This is a genomic window from Nocardia concava NBRC 100430 (assembly GCF_000308815.1).
GTDB classification, from domain to species: domain Bacteria; phylum Actinomycetota; class Actinomycetes; order Mycobacteriales; family Mycobacteriaceae; genus Nocardia; species Nocardia concava.
On the sequence record NZ_BAFX01000101.1, the window covers coordinates 97,751 to 114,822 of the forward strand.

Annotated in this window: 19 protein-coding genes; 4 read left to right on the top strand and 15 right to left on the bottom strand. The window is 67.5% G+C overall.

Features of this window, described 5'->3' with window-relative positions; genetic code table 11:
• Nucleotides 1-99 precede the first annotated feature (99 nt).
• The 7 genes from dprA to rplS form a co-directional block, all read right to left on the bottom strand.
• Nucleotides 100-1,296 carry a DNA-processing protein DprA gene (dprA, locus tag ON43_RS23840; protein WP_083913668.1) on the bottom strand — a complete coding sequence of 399 codons (1,197 nt, stop codon included), beginning with the start codon at nucleotides 1,294-1,296 and terminating at the stop codon, nucleotides 100-102.
• A gap of 251 nt (nucleotides 1,297-1,547) precedes the next feature.
• Nucleotides 1,548-3,056, bottom strand: coding sequence for a YifB family Mg chelatase-like AAA ATPase (locus ON43_RS23845; protein ID WP_040810963.1), 1,509 nt, complete (start codon nucleotides 3,054-3,056; stop codon nucleotides 1,548-1,550).
• A gap of 1 nt (nucleotide 3,057) precedes the next feature.
• Complete coding sequence (locus ON43_RS23850; RefSeq protein WP_040811012.1) at nucleotides 3,058-3,414, bottom strand: YraN family protein; 357 nt, start codon at nucleotides 3,412-3,414, stop codon at nucleotides 3,058-3,060.
• 87 nt (nucleotides 3,415-3,501) lie between these two features.
• The gene (locus ON43_RS23855) at nucleotides 3,502-3,807 is read right to left on the bottom strand and encodes a DUF2469 domain-containing protein (RefSeq protein ID WP_019929973.1); all 306 of its coding nucleotides are present in this window, start codon (nucleotides 3,805-3,807) and stop codon (nucleotides 3,502-3,504) included.
• 43 nt (nucleotides 3,808-3,850) lie between these two features.
• A complete protein-coding gene (locus ON43_RS23860; RefSeq protein ID WP_281033334.1) occupies nucleotides 3,851-4,609 on the bottom strand; it encodes a ribonuclease HII in 759 nt (252 codons plus the stop codon).
• 27 nt (nucleotides 4,610-4,636) lie between these two features.
• Complete coding sequence (lepB, locus tag ON43_RS23865; RefSeq protein ID WP_083913662.1) at nucleotides 4,637-5,416, bottom strand: signal peptidase I; 780 nt, start codon at nucleotides 5,414-5,416, stop codon at nucleotides 4,637-4,639.
• A gap of 145 nt (nucleotides 5,417-5,561) precedes the next feature.
• Nucleotides 5,562-5,903: a 50S ribosomal protein L19 gene (gene rplS, locus ON43_RS23870; RefSeq protein WP_033086110.1), complete on the bottom strand. Its 342-nt coding sequence runs from the start codon at nucleotides 5,901-5,903 to the stop codon at nucleotides 5,562-5,564.
• 395 nt (nucleotides 5,904-6,298) lie between these two features.
• Here rplS and ON43_RS23875 point away from each other — a divergent pair, with 395 nt between their 5' ends.
• Nucleotides 6,299-6,805 (top strand): hypothetical protein, encoded by a 507-nt coding sequence (locus ON43_RS23875; protein ID WP_157514158.1) that lies wholly within the window; start codon nucleotides 6,299-6,301, stop codon nucleotides 6,803-6,805.
• A 1-nt stretch (nucleotide 6,806) separates the two neighbouring features.
• Here the strand turns inward: ON43_RS23875 and ON43_RS23880 are convergent, their stop codons facing one another.
• Both ON43_RS23880 and ON43_RS23885 read right to left on the bottom strand, forming a co-directional pair.
• A complete protein-coding gene (locus ON43_RS23880) occupies nucleotides 6,807-8,489 on the bottom strand; it encodes an alpha-keto acid decarboxylase family protein (RefSeq protein WP_040810966.1) in 1,683 nt (560 codons plus the stop codon).
• A 39-nt stretch (nucleotides 8,490-8,528) separates the two neighbouring features.
• Nucleotides 8,529-9,461 (bottom strand): hypothetical protein, encoded by a 933-nt coding sequence (locus ON43_RS23885; RefSeq protein WP_051179054.1) that lies wholly within the window; start codon nucleotides 9,459-9,461, stop codon nucleotides 8,529-8,531.
• Between the two features lie 158 nt (nucleotides 9,462-9,619).
• Between ON43_RS23885 and ON43_RS23890 the strand changes: the two genes are divergently transcribed.
• Nucleotides 9,620-9,829, top strand: a complete 210-nt coding sequence (locus ON43_RS23890; protein WP_040810967.1) for a TOBE domain-containing protein — start codon at nucleotides 9,620-9,622, stop codon at nucleotides 9,827-9,829.
• Nucleotides 9,830-9,958: 129 nt separating this feature from the next.
• Nucleotides 9,959-10,354, top strand: coding sequence for a bleomycin resistance protein (locus ON43_RS23895; protein WP_051179056.1), 396 nt, complete (start codon nucleotides 9,959-9,961; stop codon nucleotides 10,352-10,354).
• A gap of 203 nt (nucleotides 10,355-10,557) precedes the next feature.
• On the opposite strand, the gene ON43_RS23900 is transcribed toward ON43_RS23895, so the two are convergent.
• The gene (locus ON43_RS23900) at nucleotides 10,558-12,891 is read right to left on the bottom strand and encodes a Tex family protein (protein ID WP_040811016.1); all 2,334 of its coding nucleotides are present in this window, start codon (nucleotides 12,889-12,891) and stop codon (nucleotides 10,558-10,560) included.
• A 268-nt stretch (nucleotides 12,892-13,159) separates the two neighbouring features.
• Between ON43_RS23900 and ON43_RS23905 the strand changes: the two genes are divergently transcribed.
• Nucleotides 13,160-14,404 (top strand): outer membrane protein assembly factor BamB family protein, encoded by a 1,245-nt coding sequence (locus ON43_RS23905; protein WP_157514159.1) that lies wholly within the window; start codon nucleotides 13,160-13,162, stop codon nucleotides 14,402-14,404.
• A gap of 10 nt (nucleotides 14,405-14,414) precedes the next feature.
• Here ON43_RS23905 and ON43_RS23910 read toward each other — a convergent pair whose 3' ends face one another.
• Genes ON43_RS23910 through rpsP form a run of 5 tightly spaced genes read right to left on the bottom strand, consistent with a single transcriptional unit; the run spans nucleotide 14,415 to nucleotide 16,683 of the window.
• A complete protein-coding gene (locus tag ON43_RS23910) occupies nucleotides 14,415-14,741 on the bottom strand; it encodes a DUF732 domain-containing protein (protein ID WP_040810969.1) in 327 nt (108 codons plus the stop codon).
• Between the two features lie 22 nt (nucleotides 14,742-14,763).
• Complete coding sequence (gene trmD, locus ON43_RS23915) at nucleotides 14,764-15,447, bottom strand: tRNA (guanosine(37)-N1)-methyltransferase TrmD (RefSeq protein ID WP_040810970.1); 684 nt, start codon at nucleotides 15,445-15,447, stop codon at nucleotides 14,764-14,766.
• A gap of 4 nt (nucleotides 15,448-15,451) precedes the next feature.
• Nucleotides 15,452-15,988 (bottom strand): ribosome maturation factor RimM, encoded by a 537-nt coding sequence (rimM, locus tag ON43_RS23920; protein WP_040810971.1) that lies wholly within the window; start codon nucleotides 15,986-15,988, stop codon nucleotides 15,452-15,454.
• A 3-nt stretch (nucleotides 15,989-15,991) separates the two neighbouring features.
• Nucleotides 15,992-16,234 carry an RNA-binding protein gene (locus tag ON43_RS23925; protein WP_040810972.1) on the bottom strand — a complete coding sequence of 81 codons (243 nt, stop codon included), beginning with the start codon at nucleotides 16,232-16,234 and terminating at the stop codon, nucleotides 15,992-15,994.
• 2 nt (nucleotides 16,235-16,236) lie between these two features.
• The gene (rpsP, locus tag ON43_RS23930; protein WP_040810973.1) at nucleotides 16,237-16,683 is read right to left on the bottom strand and encodes a 30S ribosomal protein S16; all 447 of its coding nucleotides are present in this window, start codon (nucleotides 16,681-16,683) and stop codon (nucleotides 16,237-16,239) included.
• Nucleotides 16,684-17,072 lie beyond the last annotated feature (389 nt).

The window sequence follows — 17,072 nt, forward strand, 5'->3', positions numbered from 1 at the left end:
TGGCGGTGACGTTGGCGCTCGCAGGCGGAGATATTGGCGCACATGGACGGTGACGTTGGCGCCTGTGGGCGGTGTGCTCGTGGGCAGTGACGTTGGTACTCATGGGCGGCGCTGATTGTGCTCATGGGCGGTCACGATGACGCCGGGTGCGGTGGCCGGTGGATTCGTGCGGTACCAGCCATTGCCGTCACAGGCGACCAAGCCCGCGATCTCCAACGCGGACAAGGTCGCCCGGACTGCGGGCAGCGGCAGTCCGGTATCGATGCTCACCCCGCGGGGCAAGCGGGAGCCGGTGCGTGGAAGCGCGGCGAGGACCAGCGCTTCGTCGTCGGAGAGGTTGTCCTCCGGGCTGGGCGGCACCGTGCCCGGCAGCGAAAGTCGCAGCGGCCCAGCCTCATCGAGAATGTCCTCGGCCCGGGTCACGATGAACGCCTCGCCTTCCCGGATCATCCGATGGCACCCCACTGACGCCGCCGACGTGATCGGCCCCGGCACCGCCATCGCCGGACGTCCAAGGCGCCGACACCATTTCACGGTATTGCGCGCCCCGCTGCGCACCCCGGCCTCAACCACGACAACCCCGTCGGCGAGCGCGGCGATCAGCCGGTTCCGGGCCAGAAAGTAATGCTTCCGAGCCGAGGTCCCGGGCGGGTACTCGGTGACAACCAGCCCGGTATCGGCGATTTCGGCCAGCAGTTGATCATGCTGCACCGGATACGGCCGATCCGGCCCGCAAGCCAGCACCGCGATCGTCATCCCGCCGACCGCCAGCGCGGCCCGATGAGCCATCCCATCGATGCCGAACGCGGCTCCTGAAACGATCGTCCACCCCCGCGCCGCCAACTCCCCCGCGATCTCCCCGGTCGCGTGATTCCCATACCCGCTACTGCACCGAGCCCCCACCACCGCGATGGCCCGCTCGGTCGTCTCCAACAACGACCGCTTCCCCCGCACCCACAACACCAACGGCACCGCCGCATCCGCATCCTGCCCCGAATCCAACTGCCCCAATCCCAACAATCGCCAAGCAGGCCACTCCGGATCATCCGGCGTAACCACCCGCCCACCCAACCGCTCGATATGCGCCAAATCCCTCTCCGCCCTATCAATCCCCCTCCGCAACTCCGTAGGCCCGCGCAACACCTCCGGCAACGCACACTCCCGCACCGCCCGAGCCGCCTCCACCACCCCCACCGACTCGATCAACCCCGACAACGCCGCACACGGCCCCTCCACCACCCGAGACAAATACACCCAAGCCAACCGCCGCTCATCCGCATCACGGCCACCCGCCATCGCGCCCGCAGTGGCCTTCTCGTCGTGCATCGCACCGGTCCACCCGGACCCCCGCCCGAACTCACTGACGGGAGCGTTCGTCCGTCCCAGTTCGGTCGCGGCTGCACCGGCCGCACCGGCGCCGGTCTCGAAATCCGTTCCGGCATCGACGAAAGGAATTGGACTCTCACCCCACGCCGGCCCGGGATCCGAGATCGACCGGTCATCGTCGCCGGTAGGGCCCGTCGGATCAGCGCTGTTCGCTGCCTCGCTCATGCTCCACCTCGCTGTCGAAAGCTCAAGGCCTGCAATACGTCCTGCGCATTGGGCAGGTCGCCGCCGCGCAAGTCGCAAACGGTCCAGGCGACCCTGATCGCCCTGTCCGCGCCGCGGGCCGACATGCGGCCGTGGCGGAGGGCGTTCTCCACCGGTGCGAGAGCCTCCTGCGGCAGCCGGAAGCGTTGGCGGAGAACATGTCCGGGCACCTCGACATTGGTCGACATGCCGATCTCGGCCCAGCGTTTTCGCGCGGCTTCACGAGCGGCCGCCACCCGGACCCGGACCGTTTCGCTGCTCTCGACTTCGTCGCCGGTGAAGGCCCCGGCCGCTTGGGCGTGCATCTGCACCGACAGGTCGATTCGATCCATGAGCGGGCCTGAGAGCTTGCCGAGATACCGGCGGCGCGCCAAAGGGGCACAGATGCAATCGATATCGCGGGCAGGCGCGCAGGGGCACGGGTTGGCCGCCAGCACCAGCTGGAAGCGGGCCGGGAATCGGGAGACGCCATCGCGGCGGGCGATGCGAACCTCGCCCTCCTCCAAGGGAGTTCGCAGGGCCTCGAGGACCTTGGTGCCGATCTCGGCGCATTCGTCGAGAAACAAGACGCCGCGGTGGGCGCAGCTCACCGCGCCCGGGCGGGCCGATCCCGAGCCGCCGCCGATCATCGCGGTCACCGAGGACGAGTGATGCGGGGCCACGAATGGTGGCGCGGTGACCAGCGGAGCGTCGTCAGACAGGGTGCCCGCAACCGAGTGAATCGCGGTGACCTCCAGCGAATCCCGCTCGCGCAGTGGCGGCAGGAGGCCCGGAAGGCGTTGCGCCAGCATGGTTTTTCCAATGCCCGGAGGACCGGTCAAGAGCAGGTGGTGGCCGCCCGCCGCCGCCACTTCCAGGGCCCAGCGGGCCTCGTCCTGGCCGACGACCTCGCGCAGATCGCCGATCGACGGCGGGGCCGGGGCCTGCATCGGCTCCGGGCGGGCGAGCTCGCCCCCGCCTCGCAGCCAGTCCAGCAGTTCGATCAGGGTGGACGCGCCGAGTACTCGGATGCCATCCACCAGGCCCGCCTCGGGCAAGGCGTCGCTCGGGACGATCACGGTGCGACGGCCCGCCGTCCGCGAGGCCAGGACTGCGGGGAGGATGCCGCGCACCCGGCGGACGCGGCCGTCCAGAGCCAATTCGCCCAGCAGAACCGATTCGGCGAGCCGGTTCGAGGGGATCACTCCGGCGGCGTCGAGGACCGCGCCCGCGAGGGCCAGGTCATAAACCGAGCCGACTTTGGGGAGGGTGGCTGGGGAGAGGGCCAGGATTACGCGGCCGTCGGGCCATTTTTCGCCGGAGTTGGTGACTGCGGCGCGGACTCGGTCGCGGGATTCCTGGAGGGTGGTGTCGGGGCGGCCGACGAGGTGGACCGAGGGGAGGCCCTGGCCGATGTCGGCTTCGATTTCGACGAGTTGGCCTTCCACGCCGTTGACGGCCACCGAATACGCGCGTCCCAGGGGCATGTCAGAACACCGCCTTCAGGTGGCGGATCTCGGGGTCGCGGCCGTGGCGCAGCAGGACCGCGACGACGTCGAAGCGGACGCGGCGCCAGGGGCCGGGTTGTTCGCGCAGCCAGAATTGGGCGGCGGTGCGGATGCGCTGCTGTTTGAGGTAGGTGACGGCCTCCTGGGGCGGCCCGCAGGTCAGCCCTCGACGGGTCTTCACCTCGACGAAGACGGTGACCTCACCGTCGCGCCCGATGATGTCGATCTCCCCCGACCGACACCGCCAGTTGCGGTCGACGATCTCGATCCCGGCCTCACGCAGAAACCGCGCGGCCAGTTCCTCCCCCTGCGCTCCCAGCGCCACATGCTGTGCCATGAGAGCCAGCATGGCCGGGCCCGCGACGGACCCGGCCATGCCGACCTGGGAAAACGGTGAAGCTGTGGATAAAACCGCGGCTGTGGATTACTCCGGAAGCCGCAGGTCGGTCTTCTCCAGCTCCTCGATATTCACGTCCTTGAAGGTGATGACGCGAACGTGCTTCACGAAGCGCGCGGGCCGGTACATGTCCCATACCCATGCATCCGACATCCGCACCTCGAAATACACCTCGCCATCGGCGTTCTGCGGACGCAGTTCGACAGAATTGGCGAGGTAGAAGCGACGTTCGGTCTCCACCACGTACGAGAATTGGCCGACGATGTCCTTGTACTCGCGGTACAGGGATAGCTCCATCTCGGTTTCGTACTTCTCGAGGTCCTCGGCGCTCATCGGGTGGAACGTCCTCCTTGTCGCCCAACTGGGTGTAGAGACATCATCCCGCATACGCCGTGTCGGTAGCCACTCGGCCGGTCTCCCGGACGTTTCGCCAGGACCGACGGTGCTCGGGGGTGATGCCGAGGCGGGTGAGCGCCTCATTGTGCTCCGGTGTGTTGTAACCCTTGTGGGCAGCGAAACCGTACCCCGGGTACTGCCGATCCATCTCGACCATCATGCGATCCCGGGTCACCTTGGCCAGCACGCTGGCCGCCGCGATGCACGCTGCGGACGCATCGCCGCCGATCACGGGCAGGTTCGGCACCGGAATCCCGGGCACCCGGAAGCCATCGGTGAGCACGTATCCGGGCACCGGATCGAGCCCGGCCACAGCGCGGCGCATGCCCTCGATATTCGCGACGTGGATGCCGATGGCGTCGATCTCCCAGGCCGGGATCACCACCACCGACCAGGCCAGCGCCACCCGTTTGACGATCGGGAACAGCTGCTCGCGGGCATTCTCGGTGAGCTTCTTGGAGTCGTCCAGACCGGCCAGCGAGGTGTACGCCTTGGGCGGCAGCAAACACGAGGCCACCACCAGCGGCCCGGCCGAGCAGCCGCGCCCGGCCTCGTCCACGCCCGCGACCGGCCCCAGCCCGCCGCGGATCAGCGCGGCCTCGAGCGTGCGTAGCCCGCCGGCCGGGCGCATGACCACGCGCGGCGGCCAGTCACCGCGGTCGATCCGCTGAATCTTCTTGCCGCCGCGCGGTTTCCGGCCTCCGCCGGGTGCCGCGGCACCGCTCGCCATCTTCCCCACCGATCGATTATCCCGCGGTCCCCACTGCTACTGGGGGTCCTGCGACTTGACCGGACCGATCCGGCTCGGCGGCCAGATCTTGAACACGGCCTTGCCGCGCACGTCCTTGACCGGAACGGTGCCCTGCAGCTCATCGGTCATGTGGTAGCGGGAGTCGGCCGATTCGGCGCGGTTGTCGCCCATCACCCACAGGTTGCCCTCGGGCACCTTGACCTCGGGGAAGGCGCGGCCCGCACCGAAGGGGATGTCGGGCTGCGCCGGATTGAAGGGGTTGTTGAACTTCACGTACGGCTCGTCGAGCGACTTCCACTCGGCGCCGGGGGTGTTGTCCTTGACCATGACCCGCCCTTGCGCGTCACAGCATTTCACCGATTGACCGCCGACCGCGATGACCCGCTTCACCAGATCGTTCTCGTCCGGCGGCACCAGGCCGAAGAAGGACAGGAAGTTCTGCATGCCGCGAACCACGGTGTTGGAGGAGCGGATCGACTTGTAGTGGCTGTTCCACGAACTGGTCGGTCCGACGAAGACCACCACGTCACCCGGCTGCGGATCGCCGAAGTAGTAGCTCAGTTTCTCCACATAGATGCGGTCGCCGGTGCAGCCCGCGCAGCCGTGCAGCGTGGGTTCCATGGACTGCGAGGGGATCACGTAGGGCCGGCCGATGAAGGTCACCAGCAGCGCCACGATGAGCGCCGCGAAACCGACCAGGATGGGAAGCTCCTGCCAGAACGGGCGCTGCTTCTTCTTCGGCTTCGGCTGGGGGGTCTCGGGGGCTGCCCCGTTGTCATCGCCCGAACCAGACATCGTCACCGACTCGCTCTCGTCTGCCACCGGAACAGAGTAGCCCGGCACCGCGAAGAACCATGCGGTGCCGGGCTACTCGGCGTCGGCGAGCCGACAGTTGGATACTGCGAGAACCGTTCCCGACTCGGTCGGGGCGGTTGCTACCTCAGCGCTTTTCCTTGATCTTGGCGGCCTTGCCGCGCAGATCGCGCAGGTAGTACAGCTTGGCGCGACGCACGTCACCGCGGGTCACGACCTCGATCTTGTCGAGGTTGGGGCTGTGCACCGGGAAGGTGCGCTCCACGCCGACACCGAACGAGACCTTACGCACGGTGAAGGTCTCGCGGATGCCACCGTTCTGGCGGCGGATGACGACGCCCTTGAAGACCTGGATGCGCTCCTTGTTGCCTTCGATAACCTTCACGTGCACGTTGACCGTGTCACCCGGGCGGAAGTCCGGGATGTCGCTGCGCAGCGAGCTTGCGTCGACGAAGTCGAGGGTGTTCATTTCCGTCCTTATTGGAGTTCGCGCGAACAGAGGAACCTGGCGGCTGACCCCGCGAGGGGCGCTCGACCGGTTCGTGCTCCGGATAATTTGGGCGGTGCCCGGGCATGACTACGCCCAAGGCAACCCGAGTATTGTGCCAGACCGATCGATCGAGGCGTGAATCGGGGGCAGACCGCGCACCACCGCCCGGCCACAGCCTAGTCGGCCCAGCCGGGGCGCGACCGACCGACCGGTCGACAAATAGTGGGGTCGGGAATACGAAAAACGATATGCCACTTGGTAATCGAGAAAATATTCGGCGGGGGCGGTAGTAGCATGAGGCGCGGGGTTTCGGTGTGCTCGGGAACTCTGAGGCGCGGATGGGTATGTCCGCGTCCGCGAAGGAAGTCAGATCAATGGGCGAGCCCTATCAGTTCAAGAACATGCTGATCGTGAATACCAAGACCGGCGGCGCGAATCCGAACGTGCTGTGCGCCACGCAATCGGGACCGAGTTTCGTTCCCAAGCTGGCCGTTTACGTGAATAAGACCCTGCCGCCGAATTGCCATTGGAATATCGGGTGGGCCAGCGTGGGCGCGCAGTACACCATCGAGATCAACGATGGCTTCGGCAATACCTATCTGCTGGCCGCGCCGCTGAACTCGAGTCCCAATGGGACCGGTTGCGCGCTGGTGGCGCCCAGCGCTTCGGCGGGGTACTGCACGGCGTGGGCGTTCGCGTACCCGACGCGCCTGCTCTCGGGCCTGGGCACCGGGCTGCACTCGTACGACGGGAATGAGGGGACGCTCTCGCTGGACGCCGGGAGATACCCGGACCCGATCGTGTACAGGTTCAATTCCAAGGAAAACCAGACCTGGCAATTCGGCTACTCGATGGATTCCCTGAAGCCGACGCCCTACTAGATCATGACCGAGTGTTCGCGCGAGTGAGCGCGGACGCGATATCGGAGACCAGCGGCGGATAATCGGTCGTTCCGGTGACGACTTGCAGGAAGACCAGTCGGTCCTGCTCCGCCGCTGCGGCTTTCAGACATTCCCGCAATTCGCCGATGGTGGTCGCGCGCAAAGTCAGGACCGATTCGGCGTCACCGCCGAAGGCATGCGGTAATTCGGCCCAGCGCCACGGGGAAATGTCGTTGTAGGGCGCGTCGGGGCCGTGGATGGCGCGTTCGATGGCATAGCCGTTGTTGTCGACCAGGATGATCACGCCGTTCATCTGTTCGCGGATCCAGGTGCCGAGTTCCTGGATCGAGAGCTGGGCGGCGCCGTCGCCGATGACCAGCACGGCGCGGCGGTCGGGGCAGGCGATGCCCGCGCCGAGGGCGGCCGGGAGGGCGTAGCCGATCGAGCCCCACAGTGGCTGGCCGAGGAAGGTGATGCCGGTCGGCATGCGGAGGGTGGCCAGGCCGAAGAAGGCCGATCCCTGATCGGCCACGACGATGTTGTTATTGCCCAGCGCCTCGGCGACCAGCGGCCACAGAGCCGCCTGGGTGAGCGGGGCGTCGGCGGCGAACGGTTCGGCGAAAGCGGGGTCCGCGTGGGCGGGAAGTGCTGCGGCCGGGGCGAATTCGGTGGCGAGTTCGGTGAGGATCTCCAGGGCGGCGGTCAGGGACAGCGGCGCGAACGCCTCCACTCCCCCAATGACGGTGCGCTCCGGGCCGATGTCGATGGTCCGACGGGGATCGATGCGCTGACTGAATCCGGCGGTGATGCTGTCGGTGTACTGCACGCCGACGGTCACCAATCGTTCGGCGTCCTCGACGGCGGCGCGGACCTCCGGCGGCGAGGCCGCGCCGGTGTAGATGCCGAGAAAGTTCGGGGCGGATTCGTCGACCACGGTCTTGCCCCAGGCCAGGGTGGCGTGCGGGAGGCCGTGCGGTTGACCCGCCGACGGGCCGACCAGGGTGCGCAACCGGTCGGTCGCTCCGACCCGGTCGACGAAGATGTCGGCCAGCACCGTGACCCGGCGGCCGCCCAGGAATTCCCGGGCCGCCGCCGCGAAGGCCGCCCGCGCTCCCGCACTGGAGAAGTCGGCGGGCGGGGCCAGCGGTGTCGCGGGCCGGGACACCTCGAGGCGCGCGGTATCGGTGGCCAGCATCAGGTATCCCGGCCGCCGGTGCACGCGCACCGAATTCAGCACCCGGTCGATCTCCTGGCAGGCGTCGGCCGCGCCGAGATCGGCCTGCGCGCAGGTGACTTCGGCGGCGATGCGGCGGAAGTGGTGGAAGTCGCCGTCGCCGAGGGTGTGGTGGATGACGCGGTGATGGGCCTGGATGTCCTTGGCCGGGACGCCCACGATGTGCACCACGGGCACGTGCTCGGCGTAGCTGCCCGCGATGGCGTTGACCGCGCTCAACTCGCCCACTCCGTAGGTGGTGACGACCGCGCCGATGCCGCGCAGGCGGGCGTAACCGTCGGCGGCATAGCCCGCGTTCAGCTCGTTGGCGCTGCCGATCCACCGGATATCCGGGTGCGCGATGACGTGGTCGAGGAACTGAAGGTTGAAATCGCCCGGGACGCCGAAGATCTCGGTGACGCCGAGTTGCTGGAGCCGATCGAGCAGGTAGTCGCCGACAACGTAGCCCATGGATCAACACTGGCACGCCGATCCCCAGTCAGCAACTACTTAGCTATCAGCCGGTTGCTGAGGTCGGTCGACGGTCTCGGACTCCTCGGGCCGGGGTTCCCCGAACATCCTGCCGGTGATCAGGTGCAGATGGGCCGACGGCGGCGGCGCCGGCGGGGCCGGGACCACCGTGCGGCTCAATTCCTCCTCGGCGGCGCGCAGCACGTGTTCGGCATCGGGCTTACCCGCGAGCAGATCCTGCACGAAGATCTTGGCGCGAATGACCGGACGGCGGTAGCGGCGTTCGCGGCGCATAGCGCGGCGCATGAGCCCCTCCCCGTAGCGCCAGCGCGCCCAGGGTGCGCCGGGACGGCTCAGCCGCAGCGCGCCGATGACCAGCAGCGGCGGGAAGAACATGCCGAACAGACCGGTCCAAATCTTGCCCTTGGCGATGACCATCGCCGCGAGCAGCAGATTCACCAGGGCGAAGGTGATCGTGAACAGCCGCTCGGGCACGTTCGGATCCTGCCGGAAATCGCGCACATTGCCGATGTCGAGCAGCCACAGCGGATGAAAACCCAACAGCAGCAAGCCCGTAACCGCGATGGCCACGAACACCGCGTCCACCGAAGTGCGTCCCTGCTCCTCCCAGTACACGTCGCGCAGGTAGTAGATGAGCGCGAACTCGTCGAGCACGAGCGCCGCGCCGACACCGAAAACCGCCGCCAGCGCGCTGATCACGCCGACGCTGCTCTGATACAGCGCGACAAGGCCCATCCCGGAGCCCAGCACCAGGATCACACCGAACACCATGTGGTGGATGTGCACATCACCCGCCCGCACATTCCCCGGCCACCAGCGCACCTGTTTGCGGATGAGCCGCACGCTGATTCGAATCAGCAGAAATCCGATGATGAACCCGAACAGCAGGCATGCCAGCGGCAATCGGCCGTGCGCCACCACGACATCTTCCCACCACCGATGCACATGCATGCCCGTGTCGTCTCCCGGAATCCTCGCGCGAACACCAACCCCAGCCACGCTACCCGCGCCCGCCACCGGCAGGCCGAGATCATCCGCGGCCGCGACGCGATAGGGCAACCATCCAGCCAACGCCATGCCCACCACCCGACGTGACTAGGCTCACATCCATGAAGCTCAGCACTCGCAACCAACTGGACGGAACCGTCACCAAGGTCACCCGCGGCGAGGCCATGGCAGTAGTACGAGTCCGCCTCGCCGGCGGCGAAGAGATCACCTCCTCCATCACCCGCGACGCCGCCGACGACCTCGGCCTCGTCGACGGCAAGCAGGTGAAGGTCCTGATCAAGTCCACCGAAGTCTCCCTCGGCGTCGAATAGCTTCCCCACAGCGAGCGGCCGAGGCGAATCCAACCGGATTCACCTCGGCCGCTTCCGTTTTCGCGGTCGGTTGTCGGTGGGTGGCGGTAGCGTCTGCCGCGAACCGCCGTCGACGAACGGGAGCAGGCCATGCCGGACGAGATCGTCTTCGAGAACGTCGCACCCGTGATTCCGGTCCTGGATCTCGACGCCGCCCTGGACCGCTACCGCCGCCTGGGCTTCACAGCCCACGCGTACGAGGGCGATGCCCGCTACGGCTTCGCCGACCGCGGCGGCATCTCACTACACCTCACCGAATGGTCCGAGCACGACCCGAAGCGCACCGCCTCGGCGATCTATCTCTACGTCTCCGACGCCGACGCGCTCTACGCGGAATGGTCAGCCGCCAACCTCCCAGGCCGACTGGTACCCCCGATCGACACCGATTACGGCCTAAGGGAATTCGCCTACGTAGACCCCGACGGCACCCTCCACCGAGTCGGCTCCCCCTCCAACCCCTCCCCCACCGAGTCCGCCCCCACCTAGTCGCCCCGCCCCACCGAGCGGCACATCCCGGAGGTGTATTCGGCACATTTAGGACAAATCCCCTCCAGAATGTGCCACTCAGCGTCCATCACCTCATGCGCGCCGGGATGCCGCCACGGCCGAGCCTCGAGGGGGCTGGAAGCCGAGCGCACGCACCCGACCCAGCCAGCCCCTCTCCCTTATCCAGGCGTCTTTGATCTTTCCTACTTGCCGAACCCGGCGCGCCGCAGCGCATCCGCCATCGACCCGCTGGGCGCGGACTGGTTACGGCGGTCGTTGCCGCGGTTGCCGCCGCCCTGACCACCCTGGCCGCCTTGACGGTTGCCACCCTGGCGACCGCCGTTGTCACGGCCACCGCCGCGCTGGCCACCACCCTGGTTGTTGCGCGGCCCGCGGTCGCCGCGCTCCTGCTTGGGCTTGCCGGGCTCATCATCGAGGCGCAGCGACAGACCGATCCGCTGCCGCTGAACATCCACCTCGAGGACCTTCACCTTCACCACGTCACCCGACTTCACGACCTCGCGAGGATCCTTCACGAAGTTGTGCGACAGCGCCGAAACGTGAACCAGCCCATCCTGATGGACGCCGACATCGACGAAGGCTCCGAAGGCCGCCACGTTGGTGACGACACCCTCGAGCACCATGCCGGGCTTCAGATCCGCGACCTTCTCGATGCCCGCGGCGAATTCGGCGGTCTTGAACTCCGGACGCGGGTCACGGCCCGGCTTCTCGAGTTCGGCGATGATGTCGGTGACTGTCGGGACACCGAACTGCTCATCGGTGAAGTCGGCAGGCCGCAGCGCACGCAACGCCGAGGTATTGCCGATGATCTCCTTGATCCCCTTACCGCTGGCGTCGAGGATGCGCCGAACCACCGGATACGCCTCGGGGTGCACGCCGGAGGTGTCGAGCGGATCGTCACCCTCCCGGATCCGCAGGAAGCCCGCGCACTGCTCGAAGGCCTTGGGGCCCAACCGCGGCACATCCTTCAGCCCCGCCCGGCTACGGAACGGCCCATTGGCATCCCGATGCGCCACAATGCTTTCCGCGATCGAGTTGGAGATGCCCGACACTCGGGACAGCAGCGGCACCGACGCGATGTTCACATCGACGCCGACCGCGTTCACCGCATCCTCGACGACCGCGCCCAGCGACCGCGCCAGCAGGGTCTCGGAGATGTCGTGCTGGTACTGCCCGACGCCGATCGACTTCGGATCGATCTTCACCAACTCGGCCAACGGATCCTGGAGGCGGCGGGCGATGGACACCGCGCCACGCAGCGACACGTCCATATCGGGCAGTTCGGCCGAGGCGTAGGCCGACGCCGAGTACACCGACGCACCCGCCTCGGAGACCACGATCTTGGTGGGCTTGTTCTCCGGAATGCGCGAGATCAGCTCGGCGGCAAGGGCGTCGGTCTCACGGGAGGCCGTGCCATTGCCGATGGCGATGAGCTCCACATTGAAGCGGGCGACCAGTGCGCCCAGCACCGCGAGCGACTTCTCGGTCTGGCCCTGCGGCTTGTGCGGGTAGATGACCTCGGTGGCGACGACCTTGCCGGTCGCGTCCACGACCGCGACCTTCACACCGGTGCGGTAGCCCGGGTCCAGCCCCATGGTGGTGCGGGTGCCCGCGGGCGCGGCCAGCAGCAGATCGCGCAGGTTGGCCGCGAACACGTCGACGGCGTCGCGTTCGGCGGACTGCCGCAACCGCATTCGCGTATCGATCCCCAGGCTCACCTGCAGCTTGGTCCGCCACGCCCAGCGCACGGTGTCCAGCAGCCACGAGTCCGCGGCGCGCCCCTGATCGGCAATGCCGAACTTGATGGCGATGCGGCCCTCGTAGATCGAGCGCTGCCCGTCCTCGAGCTCCTCGGTGTCGGGCTCGAGGTGCAGGTTGAGCACCTCTTCCTTCTCACCGCGCAACAGCGCCAGGATGCGGTGCGAGGGCAGCTTGCTGAACGGCTCGGAGAATTCGAAGTAGTCGGCGAACTTCGCGCCCGCCTCCTCCTTGCCCGGGCGCACCGACGAGGAGATCTGCCCGCGCTCCCACATGAGCTCGCGCAGTTCGCCGACGAGGTCGGCGTCCTCGGCGAAACGCTCCACCAGGATGGCGCGCGCGCCGTCGAGCTGTTCGGCGTTGTACTGGGCGGGATCGGTGGTCGGGTCGTTCAGCAGCGCGTCGGCCACGGGCTCGTGCCCGGCCTCGCGCGCGATCTGCGCCTTGGTGCGCCGCTTCGGCTTGTACGGGAGGTAGATGTCTTCGAGGCGGGCCTTGGTGTCGGCGAGCATGATCTGCGCGTGCAGCGCCTCGTCCAATTTGCCCTGGCCGCGAATGGATTCGATGATCGAGCCCCGGCGCTCGTCGAGTTCGCGCAGGTAGTGCAGGCGTTCGTCGAGGGTGCGTAGCTGCGCGTCGTCGAGCCCGCCGGTGACTTCCTTGCGGTATCGGGCGATGAACGGCACGGTCGACCCGGCATCCAGCAGTTCGACGGCGGAGCGCACCTGCTCCTCCCGCACCCCCAGCTCGTCGGCGATGCGCCGGCCGACACTGGCGAGGCGAACGGTGCTCTCGGTACCTGTGGCACCGGATGCTGCACCTGCGGATGCTGCGCTGACGGTTTCGGAGGCTGTCGTCACGCCCGCAGACACTACCGGCGTCGCCTGACAGCCGGTGCAAGGCCCAGCCACGTTTCCGTCACCACGTGTGCGAAGAAGCGTCACGATCGGCGATCGCGATGAGTTCGATCACCGGATCCCGTGCGCCCGGCGAGCGGCCGTACCGCCATGATGGGAGGATCGCCGAGTGCCGAGCGCCACTCTCCGCGAACGCCTTTCGCGCATCGCCCCCGATAATCTCGTCCGAGCGGGAGTGCGTGTCGCGCTCGCGGCGGCCATGCTGGCGACGGCCGCGGGCTGCGATTCGCATGATTCGCCCACACCGGGCGGCACGACGCAGGCCGGAGATTTGAACCTGAGTGCCGCGAAGGCACTGCATTTGGAGGCCAACGACGACTGGGACGTCATCGCACCCGGGGTCTTCACACTGACGAACGGCCGCCTCGACGGCCTGGATGTGGCTTCCGGACAACAGCTTTGGTCAATTCCGCCGTCGGGCGAACCGATCGACAAGGACAAGTTCCGGGTGCTGGATTCCGGCCGGGTGCTGCTGGTCGGCCATCGGAACAGTCCGGGGCTCACCGCGTACGATACCGCCACCGGCGCGCAAATATGGTCGACCCCGGCCGAGAAATGGCGCGAGGACGATCATTCCAGCGGGCAATTCGTGCACAGCGATGCGCGCAGCGGCGCGCACTCGTGGACGGTGGACCCGGGCACACTGGGCTGTGCGACACCGATAGCGAAAGATCTCGACTTCGCCCGGGATCCGGACGGCGTGGGCCTCGTGGCGGCGCCGGGCGTCGTGACGTTCCGCTGCCCGGCGACCGGCGGCCGCTTCGCCATCGGCGGGCTGAACGAGACCACCGGGGCGGTCATCTGGCGCCGGGACGTGCCCGACCAGCTCAGTTACCTGCGCAGCCGGACCGGCTCCGGCCGCATCGCGACCGTCGCATCGGGGGACACCCTCGAGACCATCGACGCGCCGACCGGGCGCTCGCTGGGCAGCCGTACCGGAGTCTCGGACAACGCTTTTCGCTTCCCCCTCGGCGATGGGTCGGCCATGGTGCTGGTCGGCGAGAAGCTCGCCGACGCGAAGGAGATCCGAATCGAGGAGCCGGGCGGCGGCACTCGGTGGGCGGCCCCGATCAATACCGGAGACGAACAGGTCAGGCCACAATTGACCAGCGCCGGCAACACGATCCTCGCGACGATGTCTCAACCCTCGAATGGCAAGACCTGGCTGGTCTCCTATGACGCGAAAACCGGCAAGCGCACCGTGGTGATCGGCGACGGGCCCACCGCCGCCGGTGAGAAACCGATCCTCACCATGGCTTTGAACCTGTTGGACCTGGCGACCTACCGCGCGTCGTGGGGTGTGGTGGTGGTCGGCCCCGACAACACCTACGCCGCTATCCCGTTCCACGCCTGATCGGCGGTGATCAGCCGAAATCCCTTGGGGAGGCCTTGAATTCGGGGCAATAGACGGTGACGGCGGCTTGGATGAGGCGCTGTTCGTAGCCCCACTGGTCGGTCGCGACGACCGGAGTGCCTGCACGGAGGCGCTCGCAGACGTCCTTGCCCTCGGCGATCAAATGCTGCCCGTCCTCGGTGTTTTCGTAGCCGGGCTGGGCCACGGTCTTGTCGCCGAGCTTGCTCAGGAACAGTGAGTCGAGGTTGTCGGCTACTGCTTTGCCGCCGCCGAAGATGGCGGTGAAGAGGGCCAGGGCGGTCAGGGTCGCGCCGAGAAAGCCTTTGGGGTTGGGCATGATTGCTCCTTCGCGGCGGGCGCTAGGTCTCCGGGAGGAGGTCGGGGCGGCGTTCGGCGGTGCGTTGCAGGGATTGCTCGCGCCGCCACGCGTCGATCTTGGCGTGGTTGCCGGACAACAGGATTTCGGGGACGTCGAGGCCGCGCCAGCTCACCGGGCGGGTGTAGGAGGGGCCCTCGAGGAGTCCGTCGGAGAACGAATCCTGTTCGTGGGACTGCTGATTGCCGAGCACGCCGGGGATCAGACGGACGAATGCCTCGGTCATGACGAGCACCGCGGCCTCACCGCCGATGAGGACGTAGTCGCCGATGCTGACCTCTTCGACGCGCACCCGCCGCGCGGCGTCATCGAAGACGCGCTGGTCGATGCCCTCATACCGGCCGCACGCAAACACGATGTGCTTCTCGGTGGACCACCGCTGCGCGGTCTCCTGTGTGAACGGCACGCCCGCCGGGGTCGGCACCACCAGCAACGCGTCATCGGGACACACCTCGTCCAGCGCGTCGCCCCACACGGTCGGTTTCATGACCATGCCGGGCCCGCCGCCGTACGGGGTGTCGTCCACGGACTTGTGCACGTCATGCGTCCACCCGCGCAAGTCGTGCACCTCGACCTCGAGCAGTCCCTTGTCGATGGCCTTGCCCAGCAAGGCCGCTCGCATCGGCTCGAGGTATTCGGGGAAGATCGTCACTACGTCGATACGCATGCCGCTACTCCGGGTCCAGCAGGCCCTCGGGCGGGTCGATGACGATCAGCCCGTCGGCGACCGACACGGTCGGCACCATGGCGAGCACGAACGGGACCAGGATCTCCCGGCCCGCGGGCGGGAACGCGTCCCCGGCCTTGATCGAAAGCAGTTCTCCCGCAGCGGAATGCAGCACCTCGTTCACGGTGCCGACGAGCGTGCCGTCACCGAGTTCGACGCGCAGCCCCTCGAGTTCGTGGTCGTAGTACTCGTCGGGATCCTCCGACGGCGGCAGTTCCGTCGATTCCACGACGAAGACCATGCCTCGCAACGCATCCGCGGCCGTGCGGTCGGCAATGCCATCCAGACGCAAGAGAAGCCGGCCCGAGTGCTCCCGGGCCGACTCCACTTCGAATTCCTGCGTCTGCTTGGCGCGCGGCAGCTTCCCCTTCAGGGTGCTGCCGGGCGCGAACCGCAGTTCCGGCTCGTCGGTGCGGACTTCTACGACGAGTTCGCCACGCACACCGTGCGATTTGGCGACCCGCCCGACGACCAGTTCCATCTTCTACTGATCCGTGTCGACCACGTCGACGCGAATGCCCTTACCGCCGATCCCGGCGACCAGGGTGCGCAGCGCGGTCGCGGTACGACCGCCGCGACCGATCACCTTGCCCAGATCCTCCGGGTGCACGTGCACCTCGACGGTCCGGCCACGGCGGCTGGTGATCAGCTCGACGTGGACGTCGTCGGGATTGGCGACGATGCCGCGAACCAGGTGTTCGACGGCATCGGCGACGACGGCGCTCATGATTATTCGGCGGCTTCGGTGGTGGCCTCAGCGGTCTCGGCCTCGGCGGCCTCGTCCTTCTTGGCGGCCTTCTTCTTGGGGGTGACGGCCTCGGCGACCGGCTCGTTGTCGGCGGCGGCGAGCGCGGCGTTGAACAGGTCGAGCTTGGACGGCTTCGGGGCCTTGACCTTCAGGGTGCCCTCGGCGCCCGGCAGGCCCTTGAACTTCTGCCAGTCACCGGTGATCTCCAGCAGGCGCTTCACCGGCTCGGTCGGCTGGGCGCCGACGGACAGCCAGTACTGGGCGCGTTCGGAGTCGATCTGGATGAGCGAGGGCTCTTCCTTGGGCTGGTAGACGCCGATGGCCTCGATGGCGCGGCCGTCACGACGAGTACGGGCGTCGGCGATGACGACGCGGTACTGCGGGTTGCGGATCTTGCCCATGCGGGTCAGCTTGATACGAACAGCCATGATTGCTGCCTTTCCAAATGGTTGGTCACGTCGCAATTCAGCAGCCCACGCGAGGTGGACCCGGTTTTGCGTCAAGTGCTGTGACCGCCGCGCGGTACGTAACCGGAGACGGGCTGACACTGTCCTCGATGAGGACGATCGTCCATTCTGCCAGAGCCCCCACCGCACGAAGAAATCGCCCCGACCACCACCGGAAACACCACAGCCCACCGGGGTCGACCCGATGGGCTGTCGTTCGGCCATGAGCCTACTGCGGGCCGGGGCCGGAGCTCCCCGACGTCAGGAACTTCACGATCACGCCGGCCAGCACGGCAATGGCCAAGGTTTCGATGGACCCCACGGTCATCTCCTCATCACGTTTGAACAGCAAACGTCTGAAGCATGACCGA

Excerpts from the sequence above, each read along its gene's own strand:
- ON43_RS23855 (WP_019929973.1), bottom strand. The coding sequence starts at position 3,807 with ATGAGCGCCGAGGACCTCGAGAAGTACGAAACCGAGATGGAGCTATCC.
- ON43_RS23880 (WP_040810966.1), bottom strand. The coding sequence starts at position 8,489 with ATGGGCTACGTTGTCGGCGACTACCTGCTCGATCGGCTCCAGCAACTC.
- ON43_RS23845 (WP_040810963.1), bottom strand. The coding sequence starts at position 3,056 with ATGCCCCTGGGACGCGCGTATTCGGTGGCCGTCAACGGCGTGGAAGGC.
- ON43_RS23925 (WP_040810972.1), bottom strand. The coding sequence starts at position 16,234 with ATGAGCGCCGTCGTCGCCGATGCCGTCGAACACCTGGTTCGCGGCATC.
- rpsP (WP_040810973.1), bottom strand. The coding sequence starts at position 16,683 with ATGGCTGTTCGTATCAAGCTGACCCGCATGGGCAAGATCCGCAACCCG.
- ON43_RS23885 (WP_051179054.1), bottom strand. The coding sequence starts at position 9,461 with ATGCATGTGCATCGGTGGTGGGAAGATGTCGTGGTGGCGCACGGCCGA.
- dprA (WP_083913668.1), bottom strand. The coding sequence starts at position 1,296 with ATGGCGGGTGGCCGTGATGCGGATGAGCGGCGGTTGGCTTGGGTGTAT.
- rimM (WP_040810971.1), bottom strand. The coding sequence starts at position 15,988 with ATGGAACTGGTCGTCGGGCGGGTCGCCAAATCGCACGGTGTGCGTGGC.
- ON43_RS23910 (WP_040810969.1), bottom strand. The coding sequence starts at position 14,741 with ATGCCCAACCCCAAAGGCTTTCTCGGCGCGACCCTGACCGCCCTGGCC.
- ON43_RS23895 (WP_051179056.1), top strand. The coding sequence starts at position 9,959 with ATGCCGGACGAGATCGTCTTCGAGAACGTCGCACCCGTGATTCCGGTC.
- ON43_RS23850 (WP_040811012.1), bottom strand. The coding sequence starts at position 3,414 with ATGGCACAGCATGTGGCGCTGGGAGCGCAGGGGGAGGAACTGGCCGCG.
- trmD (WP_040810970.1), bottom strand. The coding sequence starts at position 15,447 with ATGCGTATCGACGTAGTGACGATCTTCCCCGAATACCTCGAGCCGATG.
- rplS (WP_033086110.1), bottom strand. The coding sequence starts at position 5,903 with ATGAACACCCTCGACTTCGTCGACGCAAGCTCGCTGCGCAGCGACATC.
- ON43_RS23875 (WP_157514158.1), top strand. The coding sequence starts at position 6,299 with ATGGGCGAGCCCTATCAGTTCAAGAACATGCTGATCGTGAATACCAAG.
- ON43_RS23890 (WP_040810967.1), top strand. The coding sequence starts at position 9,620 with ATGAAGCTCAGCACTCGCAACCAACTGGACGGAACCGTCACCAAGGTC.
- lepB (WP_083913662.1), bottom strand. The coding sequence starts at position 5,416 with ATGTCTGGTTCGGGCGATGACAACGGGGCAGCCCCCGAGACCCCCCAG.